13 protein-coding genes are annotated in these 12,415 nt (G+C 65.9%); 7 read left to right on the forward strand and 6 right to left on the reverse strand.

Annotated features, from left to right (window positions below; all coding sequences use genetic code 11):
* Window positions 1-31: 31 nt before the first annotated feature.
* The 5 genes from ACFX4F_RS08845 to ACFX4F_RS08865 form a co-directional block, all read right to left on the reverse strand.
* Window positions 32-715 (reverse strand): DUF2058 domain-containing protein, encoded by a 684-nt coding sequence (locus ACFX4F_RS08845; RefSeq protein WP_380654240.1) that lies wholly within the window; start codon window positions 713-715, stop codon window positions 32-34.
* Between the two features lie 10 nt (window positions 716-725).
* Window positions 726-965 carry a SlyX family protein gene (locus ACFX4F_RS08850; protein WP_025876828.1) on the reverse strand — a complete coding sequence of 80 codons (240 nt, stop codon included), beginning with the start codon at window positions 963-965 and terminating at the stop codon, window positions 726-728.
* Window positions 958-2,307, reverse strand: a complete 1,350-nt coding sequence (locus ACFX4F_RS08855) for a UDP-glucose dehydrogenase family protein (RefSeq protein WP_380654244.1) — start codon at window positions 2,305-2,307, stop codon at window positions 958-960. Before ACFX4F_RS08855 ends, ACFX4F_RS08850 begins: the two co-directional genes overlap by 8 nt.
* A 23-nt stretch (window positions 2,308-2,330) precedes the next feature.
* The gene (locus ACFX4F_RS08860; RefSeq protein ID WP_099820787.1) at window positions 2,331-3,308 is read right to left on the reverse strand and encodes an FKBP-type peptidyl-prolyl cis-trans isomerase; all 978 of its coding nucleotides are present in this window, start codon (window positions 3,306-3,308) and stop codon (window positions 2,331-2,333) included.
* 96 nt (window positions 3,309-3,404) lie between these two features.
* Window positions 3,405-3,992 carry a glutathione peroxidase gene (locus ACFX4F_RS08865; protein WP_380654248.1) on the reverse strand — a complete coding sequence of 196 codons (588 nt, stop codon included), beginning with the start codon at window positions 3,990-3,992 and terminating at the stop codon, window positions 3,405-3,407.
* Window positions 3,993-4,614: 622 nt separating this feature from the next.
* Here ACFX4F_RS08865 and ACFX4F_RS08870 point away from each other — a divergent pair.
* From ACFX4F_RS08870 to ACFX4F_RS08895, 6 genes are all read left to right on the forward strand, one after another.
* Window positions 4,615-4,974, forward strand: coding sequence for a GntR family transcriptional regulator (locus ACFX4F_RS08870; protein ID WP_012511573.1), 360 nt, complete (start codon window positions 4,615-4,617; stop codon window positions 4,972-4,974).
* Window positions 4,974-5,864 (forward strand): ABC transporter ATP-binding protein, encoded by an 891-nt coding sequence (locus ACFX4F_RS08875; RefSeq protein WP_089236130.1) that lies wholly within the window; start codon window positions 4,974-4,976, stop codon window positions 5,862-5,864. Before ACFX4F_RS08870 ends, ACFX4F_RS08875 begins: the two co-directional genes overlap by 1 nt.
* Window positions 5,861-6,886 carry an ABC-2 transporter permease gene (locus ACFX4F_RS08880; RefSeq protein ID WP_099820790.1) on the forward strand — a complete coding sequence of 342 codons (1,026 nt, stop codon included), beginning with the start codon at window positions 5,861-5,863 and terminating at the stop codon, window positions 6,884-6,886. The genes ACFX4F_RS08875 and ACFX4F_RS08880 overlap by 4 nt, the downstream gene beginning before the upstream one ends.
* Before the next feature lie 23 nt (window positions 6,887-6,909).
* Window positions 6,910-7,794: a GIN domain-containing protein gene (locus ACFX4F_RS08885; RefSeq protein ID WP_205405950.1), complete on the forward strand. Its 885-nt coding sequence runs from the start codon at window positions 6,910-6,912 to the stop codon at window positions 7,792-7,794.
* 33 nt (window positions 7,795-7,827) lie between these two features.
* Window positions 7,828-8,430 (forward strand): DUF2884 family protein, encoded by a 603-nt coding sequence (locus ACFX4F_RS08890; protein ID WP_099820792.1) that lies wholly within the window; start codon window positions 7,828-7,830, stop codon window positions 8,428-8,430.
* 106 nt (window positions 8,431-8,536) lie between these two features.
* On the forward strand, window positions 8,537-8,962 hold the full coding sequence (locus ACFX4F_RS08895; protein ID WP_380654255.1) for a hypothetical protein: 426 nt from the start codon (window positions 8,537-8,539) through the stop codon (window positions 8,960-8,962).
* Between the two features lie 82 nt (window positions 8,963-9,044).
* Here the strand turns inward: ACFX4F_RS08895 and ACFX4F_RS08900 are convergent, their stop codons facing one another.
* The gene (locus ACFX4F_RS08900) at window positions 9,045-10,484 is read right to left on the reverse strand and encodes a class II fumarate hydratase (RefSeq protein WP_380654258.1); all 1,440 of its coding nucleotides are present in this window, start codon (window positions 10,482-10,484) and stop codon (window positions 9,045-9,047) included.
* Between the two features lie 295 nt (window positions 10,485-10,779).
* Between ACFX4F_RS08900 and purB the strand changes: the two genes are divergently transcribed.
* On the forward strand, window positions 10,780-12,147 hold the full coding sequence (gene purB, locus ACFX4F_RS08905; protein WP_380654261.1) for an adenylosuccinate lyase: 1,368 nt from the start codon (window positions 10,780-10,782) through the stop codon (window positions 12,145-12,147).
* The last annotated feature ends 268 nt before the right edge of the window (window positions 12,148-12,415 follow it).

Here is a 12,415-nt window from a genome sequence, read left to right on the forward strand (position 1 = left end):
CGACGCAGGGCCCGCCGCGGCCATCCTGTGCTTACCAGACCAGGTCGTCAGGCACCTGGTACTGCGGGTCGGCGTAGGGATCGTCCTCGGCCGGCGCATTCGGGTCGACCTTCAACGCCACCGAGGCGGCAAACACCGCTTCAGACTGAGCCAGAACCTCGGCCGTCACCAGCAGGTAGCGACCGTTGAGCTGGACCACGCCCAATTCGCCAGCGTTGAGTGCCTTGAGCTGCTCGGCGGTGACGTAGATGCGCTTGATCTTGCCGCCATAGGGGAAGTGGCGCGCGATGTCGGCCGCTTCAGCATTCAGGCCCTTGTCCTTCAGCAGTTCTTCCAGCTTCACCTTGGCCTCGCGGCGCTGGCGTGCTTCTTCCTGCTTCAGGCGCTCGGTCTCGATACGCTCTTCCTTCTCGCGCTGGGCACGGATCGCGTAGGCCTTGGCCAGATCCATTTCCTCGGCGGTACGCGGCTTGCGCGGCCCCTGCCCGTGGCCCTGGCCACGCGGCTGGCCGGGCTTGCCCGGACCACCATTGCCATGCGCCCGCCGCTCGCCGGGCTTGTGTTCGCCCTTGCCTGCGTGCTGCGGCTTTCCATTGCCAGCGCCACCCTTGCCCTGCGGGCGGCCATCACGGCGGGGGCCATCATTCTTGCGCTCGGGCTTGGGCGCGGGCTTGAAGCCCAGGCCCATCAGCTGGTCGCGGAGGGTATCGCTCATAGGATATGGATCAGTAGTGCGGCGGCGGCGGTTCGCTCGCCGGATCAGAAGAATTCAATGCATTGCGGACCTTGCCCAGGTCCTCCAGCAGCACGCGCAGGATGCCGGCATTGCGGCTGCCTTCCATACGCGCGTCTGCCAGTGCATCGCTCAGTTCGGCCAGCGCGTGTTCCTGGAAGGACACGCGCATCTCCAGCTCGACCAGGCGCGCTTCCAGCGCCTGCTCGCGTTCGGTCGGTACTTCAGACATGCAGCGAACGCCCCCGGCCTATGCCGTAATACGCAAGGCCAGCGGCCTCGACGTCGGCCGGCTCATACAGATTGCGGCCATCGAACACCACCGCATCCTTCAGCCGCTCACGCAGCATCTGGAAATCGGGGCTGCGGAACTGCTTCCACTCGGTCACCACGACCAGCGCATCGGCACCCTGCAGCGCGTCCTCGGCGCTGTCACAGAACACCAGATCGTCGCGCTCGCCGAAGATCCGCTGCGATTCATGCATCGCCTCCGGATCGTACGCGCGCACGGTCGCACCGCCTTCCCACAACTGGGCCAGCAGGCGGCGGCTGGAGGCCTCGCGCATGTCATCGGTGTTCGGCTTGAACGCCAGGCCCCACACGGCAAACGTCCTGCCGCGCACGCCTTCGTCTTCGCCCTTGTCGTAGTGGCGCTGGATCAGGGCGAACAGGTGCCCCTTCTGCGACTCATTGACTGCCTCCACCGCGTTCAGCAGCTTCGGCTCAAGGCCGGCCTGCTGCGCGGTGCGGGCCAGTGCCTGCACATCCTTGGGGAAACACGAACCGCCGTAACCAGCACCCGGATAGATGAAGTGCCAGCCGATGCGCGGGTCCGAACCGATGCCCTGGCGGACCTGCTCGACGTCGGCGCCGACGCGCTCGGCAATGTTGGCGATCTCGTTCATGAACGAAATCTTGGTGGCCAGCATTGCATTGGCGGCGTACTTGGTCAGCTCGGCCGAACGCACGTCCATCTCCACCACACGATCGTGGTTGCGATTGAACGGTGCGTACAGGCGCCGCATCACGGCGACCGACTCGGCATTGGTGGCACCGATGATGATGCGGTCAGGCCGCATGCAGTCGGCAACGGCGTCGCCTTCCTTCAGGAATTCAGGGTTGGACACGACATCGAAGGCGATATCCGCGCCACGTGCGGCCAGTTCCTCGGCGATGGCCGCACGCACCTTGTCGGCGGTGCCTACCGGCACCGTCGACTTGTTGACCACCACGGTCGGCACCGAGATGTACCGGCCGATGGTGCGGGCCACGGCCAGCACGTACTGCAGGTCCGCGCTGCCATCCTCGTCCGGCGGCGTGCCCACGGCGATGAACACCACCTGGCCGTGGCCGATGGCGGTCGCCGCGTCGGTGGTGAACACCAGCCGCGACGCGCCGTGGTTGGCCTTCACCATCGGCTCCAGGCCGGGCTCGTAGATCGGGATGATGCCCCGGTTGAGGCCATCCACCTTGGCCTGGTCGATATCGACACAGACCACCTGGTGGCCGACGTCGGCCAGGCAGGTGCCGGTCACCAGGCCTACATAACCGGTACCAAAAATCGCAACGCGCATATCCGTGCTGACTCCGTGGTGGCTTACGGCAGAACGCCCAGCAACTCGACGTCGAAGGTCAGGGTGGCGTTCGGACCGATCGGACCACCCGGGGTGCCGTTCTCGCCGTACGCCAGTTCACCCGGGATCCAGAAGCGGTACTTCGAACCGACCGGCATCAACGCCACGCCCTCGGTCCAGCCCTTGATGACCTGGTCCAGACCGAATTCGGCCGGACCACGGCCTGCGGAACTGTCGAACACGGTGCCGTTGAGCAGCTTGCCTTCGTAGTTCACGCGCACCTTGCTGGACGGCAACGGACGCTCGCCGCTGCCCGGGCGGATCACCTGGTACTGCAGGCCCGACGGGGTGGTCACCACGCCCGGCTGGGTCTTGTTCTTGGCCAGGAATGCATTGCCTTCCTGACGGTTGGTCTGCGCAGCCTGTGCGGCCTTGGCCTGCATCTCGGCCTGCTTGGTGCCCATGAACGCCTGGATGGTGGCAGTGGCGTCAGCTTCGGTCATCTTCGGCTGGCCCTTGCTCAGGCCAGTGTTGATCGCGTCAAACAGCGAGGCGGTATCGATATCGTCCTTCAGCTGTGCCAGCGACGGACCCACCGAATAGGCGCCGATCATCTGCGCGACCTTTACCCGGTCGACCTTCGCCGGCTGCGAGCCCGGCGCGACGCCCGGCACCTGCTGGCCGCTGCGGGCCATTACGACCTGGCGCAGGGCGGCATCGGTGGCCTTGGCCTGTTCCTGGGTGATCTGCGGCTGCAGGCCTTCGAAGGAACGTTCCACGGCAGTGCGCAGCGCGGCCGCATCGATTTCATCGGCGATCGGCGCGAACGACTTGGCCACGTCCAGACCAATGGCGTAGCCGAGCTTCTGCTTGGGGGAATTCAAGGGTGCGGTCTCCTTGGCGGCCGAGGGAGCGGCCGGTTGTTGCGACAGGGCGACACCGGAGGTGCCCATCGCCAGAATCAGAACCGACGCCGCGGCGCCGCGCATTCCCATTTTCATTCGCTGCATTCCTGGAAGTGACTGGACGCCGACGTCGGCGCGAAAACACGTATTGTCGCACGCATGCCGTCGATGTCGAGGCATCCGTGCCGTCATTCAATGTGCAGCCGGAGCCGCAAGTGCCTTGTCGATGGCCGCTATCAACTGCGGATCATCCGGCGTGATCTTGCTGGCGAACTGGGCAATGACCCGGCCATCGCGGCCGACCAGATACTTGTGGAAGTTCCAGGCGGGCGCCACGCCGGTAGCGGCGGTCAAGCGCTGGTAAAGCGGCGTGGCCTGCGCGCCGGTCACGTGCACCTTTTCGAACATCGGGAACTTCACGCCATAAGTAAGCGTGCAGAAATCCTGGATCTGCTTTTCGTCACCGGGCTCCTGCCCCTTGAAATCGTTGGACGGGAAGCCGAGCACGGCAAACCCCTTGCCGGCGTACTGCTTCTGCAGCGCTTCCAGGCCTTCGTACTGCGGGGTATAGCCGCACTTGCTGGCGGTATTGACCACCAGCAGCACCTGGCCGTGGTAGCGCTGCTGCAGATTGACCTGCTGCTTGCCCGCCAGCGGCCGATACGACAGATCCAGCAGATCAGCGGCAAACGCGCCGGCCGACGTGGCCAGGCCAGTGGCCAGCAGGGTCAACAGGGACAGGCCGCGAAGGCGGCGCGAGGAGGCAGTCGACAAAGGCATGGGAGACGTTCCGCAGTAGCCGTTCCAAGGGTCCGGCCGTGACCGGCCGGGAATCGGCCGAACTATAGCATCGGGGTCTGCAAGCCCATGCAGCACACACGCTGCCGGGCTTTGCGCGACTTGGCGGAAGGCTCCCGGGGGCCGTATCACCGCCCCGTTGATGACATAGCATGGACATGGCTGAATGGGAGGCTGGCCGAAAACAGTCCGCCGCAACTTCGTTTTTCAATAAAAATCAACTAGTTGAACGAATATTTCGGCACCATGACCACCCCTGCCATCAGTTGGGTAGGGGCAGGACTTGCACACAGGCGTGCCGGTGTTATAGTTGCATACAACACCAGTCACCTGAGACAGGGGGAACCATGAACACCCGGATGCGTCGCAGCCTCACCGCCCCCGCGGTCACCGCGGTATCGACCCTGTTCGTCCTGGTCTGGCTGGCCATGCCGGCACCACCGGCCGCCTCCTCCCCCGCCCTTTCCGAAGACAGTACGCAGGACGCAGCAGCAACCACGGCAGGGAATGCCGCTCCCTCCCCCTCCCCCCCGCGTCGGCTGCACAGCTCCCTGTCCATGCCGTATTTCTCGTTCGCACAGCCGCTGACCCCACGGAGCTGAATATGAGCGACATCCAGTGGAGCGACGGCGCTCCCATCTACCGCCAGCTGAAGGAACGCGTGATCGCCATGATGCTTGACGGAATCCTCAAGCCGGGCGATGCCCTTCCTTCGGTGCGCCAGGTGGCCGCCGATTACCAGCTCAACCCCATCACCGTTTCGCGCGCCTACCAGGAGCTGGCCGATGAAGGCCTGGTCGAGAAGCGCCGCGGGCTGGGCATGTTCATGACCGAACAGGCGGCCACGCAGCTGCGCAGCAGCGAGCGCGAACGCTTCCTCAATGAAGAATGGCCGGCCGTACTGGAACGGATCCAGCGACTGGGCCTGAGTCTCGACGAATTGTTGCCCCAGGGGAAATTCTGATGAATGCCAGTCCCACTACCGCTGTGCCAAGCGACGCTGTCATTACCGCCCGTGGCCTTCGCAAGGCCTACAAGAACACGCTCGCGCTCGACAATGCCAGTTTCTCCATACCGGCAGGCCGGATCATCGGCCTGATCGGCCCCAATGGTGCCGGCAAGACCACCGCGCTGAAGGCGGTGCTCGGGCTGACCTCGGTGGAAGGCGAGCTGAGCGTGCTCGGCCGTGACCCGCGTGCGCACCGCGACGATCTGATGAACGACATCTGCTTCATCGCCGATGTCGCCGTGCTGCCGCGCTGGCTGAAGGTGCGTGAGGCGATCGACTTCGTCGCCGGCGTGCACCCGCGCTTCGACCGTGCCCGTTGCGAACGCTTCCTGGCCAACACCAAGCTGCAGCCCAAGCAGCGCGTGCGTGAATTGTCCAAGGGCATGATCGTGCAGCTGCACCTGGCCCTGGTGATGGCCATCGACGCCAAGGTGCTGGTGCTGGACGAACCCACGCTCGGCCTGGACATCCTGTACCGCAAGGAGTTCTACCAGCGCCTGCTGGAAGACTACTTCGACGAGCAGAAGACCATCATCGTCACCACCCACCAGGTGGAAGAGATCGAGCACATCCTCACCGACGTGATGTTCATACGCGACGGCCGCATCGTGCTCAATGCGGAAATGGACGAGGTCGGCGAGCGCTATACCGAGCTGCTGGTCGGCGCCGATCAGCTTGAAACCGCCCGCGCACTGAAACCCATCGACGAGCGCAGCCAGGCCTTCGGCAAGACCGTCCTGCTGTTCGACGGGGTGCCACGCAGCCAGCTGGCCAGCCTGGGTGAAACCCGCAACGCCGGCCTTGCCGATCTGTTCGTCGCTGTCATGAAGGGGACCTACGCATGAATGCCGTCAACCATCCTGTCAGTCCCGCAGGCACCCTGCGCTGGCTGCTCAAGCGCGAATACTGGGAAAACCGCGGTGGTTTCCTGTACGCCCCGGTGATCGCCGGCATCGTCTCGCTGCTGATGAGCAGCATCGGCATCGGCCTGGGCCTTTTCGCCCTGCATCGTGCCGCGCGCGACGGTGGCCTGCACATCGACGGCGAGGACGTGAACATCAACGGCCTGGATCTGGGCCTGCTGACCCGCCAGATCAGCGCCAAGGACATGGCTGACCTGGGCAACGGCCTGGACCTGACCCTCATCCTCAGCTCGACCTGGCCATTCCTGGTGCTGGCCTTCGTGGTGTTCTTCTACTGCCTGGGTGCGCTGTACGACGATCGCCGCGACCGCAGCATCCTGTTCTGGAAGTCGCTGCCGCTGTCCGATACCCAGACCGTACTGTCCAAGGTGCTCAGCGCACTGATCGTGGCCCCGCTGGTCGCCACCCTGGCTGCCATCGTCACCATGTTCGGCTTCCTGCTGATCATCAGCCTGGTCGCGTTGACCCATGGCGGCAGCCCCACCACCCTGATCTGGGGGCCGGCCAGCCCGCTGACCCTGGGCGCCGGCCTGCTCGCCGCCATCCCCGTCTATGCGTTGTGGGCGCTGCCCACCGCCGGCTGGCTGCTGCTCTGCTCGGCCTGGGCCAAGAGCAAGCCGTTCCTGTGGGCGGTGATGCTGCCCCTGTTCGCCGGCATCATCGTCAGCACCACCAAGTTGATGCATGTATTCGACATGAGCACCGGCTGGTTCTGGCAGCACATCGTCGGCCGCCTGCTGCTGGGCACCGTTCCCGGCGTGGACCTGCTGTACCGCCTGGGCGCCAGCGACGAACACAAGAGCCTGGATTCGATCGTCTCGCTGATGAACCCTGCCCAGCAGCTGAAGTCGCTGGCAATGCCCGACCTGTGGATCGGCGCGGCCTTCGGCGTGGTCTTCATCTTCATCGCCATCCGCCTGCGCAAGCGCGCTGGCGAAATCTGATCTTCAACCTGGAGGCACCACCCATGCGTTCCTTGATTGCCTGTAGTGCGCTGTTGCTGTTGCCCCTGTCGGCGCTGGCCGCCGATGCACCGAACTGCAAGTACTCCGCGCCGCGCGCGTTGAAGATCGACACGGCCGGCGCCAAGGCGGTGGTGTTCGAGATCAACCAGCATGACCTGAAGGTGGTCGCCAGCGCGGGTGGCGGCCAGCTCGACGGCCGCGCGTGCGCGTCCAACAAGGACTGGCTGGACCAGCTGGTGCTGGACCAGCGGCGCGTGGGCGACAAGCTGGTGGTGAGCCTGCGCCGCGACAGCCGCGATGCACTGTCGATGGGCAACAGCTACGCCTGGCTGGACATCCGTGGCAGCGTGCCGGACAACCTGCCGCTGCAGTTCAAGATCGGCTCCGGTGATGGCAGCATCGAGAACGCGCAGTCGCTGAGCATGGACGTGGGCTCCGGTGATGGCATCGCCCGCGGTACCCGTGGCAGCGTGCATGCCGCCGTGGGTTCGGGCGACCTGGACGTCGATGGCGCCGCATCGTTCAACCTGCTCTCGCTCGGTTCGGGCGACGTCAACGCCCGCAACATCGGCGGTGATGCCAGCGTCGGCACCGTCGGCTCCGGTGACCTGAAGGTGACCGACGTGCGTGGCAACGCGCGACTGGATACCGTCGGCTCAGGCGACATCGGCTTCAAGCAGGTGCAGGGCAACGTCGAGATCGGCGTAGTCGGCTCCGGCAATGTCGAGATCGAGCAGGTCGGCGGCAATGTCCGTGTGCGCAGCCACGGCTCGGGCGACATCGATGTCGATGGCGTGCGCGGCAACCTCACCGTCGAGCACAGCGGCAGCGGCGACGTCCAGCATCGCAGCGTGACCGGCACCGTCACCCTGCCCCGCGGCAAGTAACGCCCAACCATCCGACGATTCGAGGGGAATGCCATGAACCTGCTGCGCCTGCTGCCTGCTGCCCTGCTGTGCCTGCCGCTGATCGCCTGTGGCGGCACCTCCAGCCCCGACAAGACCGCCGGCAAGGCGGTGGCCGAGACCGCCGGTGGCGTCGGCCAGACCGTCAAGGAAGCGATGGACGACGCCCGCAAGGAAATCGCCGAGGGCAACATCAAGATCTCCGCTGACAACCAGCCGCGCGCGGAGATCACCCCGCAGGGACAGCTGTTGATCGGCGGCAAGCAGGTGACGCTGGACGATGGCCAGCGCCGCCAGCTGCTCGATTACCGCGGCCACGTGGTGGCGGTGGCGATGGACGGCATGGACGTGGGCCTGGCGGGCGCCAAGCTCGGCGCCAACGCTGCCGGGGAAGCACTGAAGGGCATCTTCAGCGGCGACAGCGAAGGCATCGAAAAGCGGATCAACGCCGAGGCCGCCAAGATCGAAGCGCAGGCCAAGCGCATCTGCGACCGCATGCCGGCCCTGCTGGCCAGCCAGCAGGCGCTGGCGGCCTCGCTGCCGGCGTTCAAGCCCTACGCCACGATGGACCAGAGCGATGTGGACGACTGCGGCAAGGACACCGTCGTCAACCGCTGACCCTGTGACACATCAGCGCACCCGGCCGGCGGCGCACCTGCGTTGCCGGCCGCTGCGCCCCGGCAGGCTTACAATGGCGGCCCCGGATGCACTTCATTGAACCGCCATGAAAAAGCTGTTTCTGCTGCTGGCCGCCCTGCTCTGCCTGGGCCTGGTCGGCTGTGACCAGGACTACCGCAACCACCGCGCCGAGCGCGGCAAACCGAAGATCTCGGTCAGCGAGAGCATCGTGACCGTGCGCCGCCAGCCGGCGCCGAACATCATCATCCTGCCGGACGGGCAGATGAAGATCGACGAGATCCTGATCCCGCTCAACGCCGAGCAGAAGCAGATGCTGCAGACGATGTTCGGCAAGCTGCAGGTGCTGCGCCAGAACACACTGGTGGCCGCCCCGGCCGATCCCAACATGCAGCCGGTGAAGATCGTGCCGCCGGAAGGCATGCAGGTGATTCCGTCGGACCTGGTGCAGACCATTCCCGAGTTCAAGGATTACACCGAGACCTTCGGCAACATCGTCGCCGACCGTCGCTGAAACGAGAACGCCGCCCTCCCGGGCGGCGTTTCCGTTTGTAGAGGCGAGCATAGGCTCGGCTCTACAGAGTGCAGATTGCAGATCAGCCGCCGGCACCACCGCCGCCGGCCTGGATGCCACCGGCGGTCAGCGCGGTCGGGTCCAGCAGCCGGCGGAGTTCGGCTTCGGCCAGGCCGCTGTCTTCCAGCGCCACGTCCAGCACCGGGCGCTGCTCCTTGTAGGCGCGCTTGGCGATCGCAGCGGCCTTCTCGTAGCCGATGATCGGGTTCAGCGCCGTCACCAGGATCGGATTGCGCGCCAGCGCCTCGGCCACGCGGTCCTCGCGCACCTTCAGTCCGGCAATGGCGCTGTCGGCCAGCAGGGTCGACACATTGGCCAGCAGGCCGATGCCATCGAGCAGGTTCACCGCGATCAGCGGCAGCGTCACATTGAGCTGGAAATTGCCGGTCTGGCCGGCCACGGTGATCGCCGTGTGGTGGCCGATCACCTGCGCGCAGGCCATCACCGTCGCCTCCGGAATCACCGGATTGACCTTGCCCGGCATGATCGAGGACCCCGGCTGCAGCGCCGGCAGTTCGATCTCGCCCAGGCCCGCCAGCGGACCGGCATTCATCCAGCGCAGGTCGTTGGCGATCTTGATCAGGGCCACCGCCAGCGCATTGAGCTGGCCCGACAGTTCCACCGCATCATCCTGCGCGGCCAGGCCTTCGAACTTGTTCTCGGCACTGTCGAACTTGAAGCCGGTCTGCTGCTTCAGCGCCTTGGCCACCTGCGCACCAAAGCGCGGGTCGGCATTGATGCCGGTGCCGATGGCGGTACCGCCCAGCGGCAGGCGGCGCACGCGCTTCAGGCTGTCTTCGATGCGCTCCTGTGCCGAGGCCAGCTGCGCCGACCACGCACCAAATTCCTGTTCGAAGGTCAGCGGCATCGCGTCCATCAGGTGGGTGCGGCCGGTCTTGACCACCTTGCGCAGGCTGCGGCCCTTCTTGTCCAGCGTCCTGCGCAGGTGCACCAGCGCTGGCAGCAGCTGCTCATGGGTGGCCAGCACGGCCGACACGCGCAGCGCCGTCGGAATCACGTCGTTCGAGCTCTGCCCCTGGTTGACGTGATCGTTCGGGTGCACGGTGGTCTTGCCTGCCTTGCCGGCACGGTTGGCCAGCGTGGCGATGACCTCGTTGGCATTCATGTTCGAGGAAGTGCCCGAGCCGGTCTGGTAGACATCGATCGGGAACTGCGCATCCCACGTACCGTCTGCCACTTCGGCGGCGGCGGACTGGATGGCCTTGGCCACGGTCTTGGGCAAGTGGCCCAGCTCGGCGTTGACGCCGGCGGCGGCTCCCTTGACCAGGCCCAGTGCACGGATGAAGCCGCGCGGCATGCGCTGGCCCGACACCGGGAAATTCTGTACAGCGCGCTGGGTCTGCGCGCCCCACAGGGCGTCGGCAGGCACCTGCAGTTCGCCCATGCTGTCGTGCTCGATCCGGAAACCCTTGGGGGCGCTCTTGCTTGCAGCTTTGCTCATTGCATCGACTCCGCACTACTTCGGTTGGGGAAAGGGAAGCGGCGGCTGGCAGGGTGTCGCTTCCCGGGCTGGCGGCTGCGACAACGATACTCCCTTGTCCGCAGCGTGGGATGGCGAGGACGGGCCAGATCGTTTCATCCGAAGGGCCGATTGTGTTGTAGAGCCGAGCCCACGCTCGGCTGCATCTGCGGTCTGGCGCCTGAGGAGCAGCCGAGCGTAGGCGCGGCTCTACAGGGCGCTCCCGCCCGGCACGTCGTAGAATATGGCCCCCGCCGCTCGTCCCAGCCCTGCCGACATGTCCGAATCCGCCCTGCTCGCCCTGTCCCCGCTCGATGGCCGCTATGCCGGCAAGGTCGACGCCCTGCGCCCGATCTTCTCCGAGTACGGCCTGATCAAGGCCCGCGTCACGGTCGAAGTGGAGTGGCTGCTGGCCCTGGCCGCCGAGCCGGGCATCGTCGAGCTGGCCGCGTTCTCTGACACCGCTATCGCCCGCCTGCGTGCGCTGGCCAGCGGCTTCAGCCCGGCCCAGGCCGCGCGCGTGAAGGAAATCGAGCGCACCACCAACCATGACGTCAAGGCGGTGGAGTACTTCATCAAGGAACAGCTGAAGGACGATGCCGAGCTGGCCCCGGCGCTGGAATTCGTGCATTTCGCCTGCACTAGCGAAGACATCAACAACCTCAGCTACGGCCTGATGCTGGAACAGGCCCGTCGCGACGTGCTGCTGCCGACCCTGGACGGCGTCGCCGACGCACTGCGCACGCTGGCCCACGCCCAGGCGGGCCAGCCGATGCTGTCGCGCACCCACGGCCAGACCGCCTCGCCGACCACCCTCGGCAAGGAGCTGGCCAACGTGGTCGCCCGCCTGGAGCGCCAGCGCCGGCAGATCGCCGCGGTCGAACTGACCGGCAAGATCAACGGCGCGGTCGGCAACTACAACGCCCACATCGCCAGCTACCCGGACGTGGACTGGCCGGCCTTCGCCGAGCGCTTCGTCACCGGCCTGGGCCTGGTGTTCAACCCGTACACCACGCAGATCGAGCCGCACGACAACATCGCCGAGATCGGCGATGCCGCCCGCCGCGCCAACATCATCCTGATCGACCTGGCCCGCGACATCTGGGGCTACGTCTCGCTGGGCTACTTCAAGCAGCGCCTGAAGGAAGGCGAAGTCGGTTCGTCGACGATGCCGCACAAGGTCAACCCGATCGATTTCGAGAACGCCGAAGGCAACTTCGGCATCGCCAACGCGCTGTTCGAGCATTTCAGCGCAAAGCTGCCGATCAGCCGCTGGCAGCGTGACCTGACCGACTCCACCGTGCTGCGCGCGCTGGGCACCGCGTTCGGTCACAGCCAGGTGGCGCTGGATTCGCTGGCCAAGGGCCTGGGCAAGCTGGAAGTGAACCCGCAGCGCCTGGATGCCGATCTGGATGCGGCCTGGGAAGTGCTGGCCGAGGCCGTGCAGACGGTGATGCGCCGCCATGGCCTGCCGAACCCGTACGAGCAGCTGAAGGCCCTGACCCGCGGCCAGGGCATCACGGCCGAGTCGATGCGTGCGTTCGTGCAGGGGCTGGAACTGCCGGCGGATGCGAAGCAGCGTCTGCTGGAGATGACCCCGGGCAGCTACACGGGTCTGGCGGAGTCGCTGGCGAAGAAGATTTAAGGGGTTTCCTTGCGGCGGCGGCCGCGGGCGCTGCCTGCGGCAGGCAACGGCAACTGCAACTGCAACTGCAACTGCAACGTCAAAGGCGGCTCTGGGTTTTTGCCGTGCTTGGCGGGGCGGGTTGGGTTCGCGGGGGACGCCGTGAACCCGTCCCTGAAGTGACCCCCGGGAGTTGGACGCCAGATCCAACCCCGAGGGATACATGAACAGGTACGAAGCTCGATTCAAACTGCAGGTCGCCAAAGAGGCCTGCAAGACCTCCACGTCG

It is taken from the genome of Stenotrophomonas sp. YIM B13575 (assembly GCF_042787595.1).
GTDB lineage: Bacteria > Pseudomonadota > Gammaproteobacteria > Xanthomonadales > Xanthomonadaceae > Stenotrophomonas > Stenotrophomonas lactitubi_B.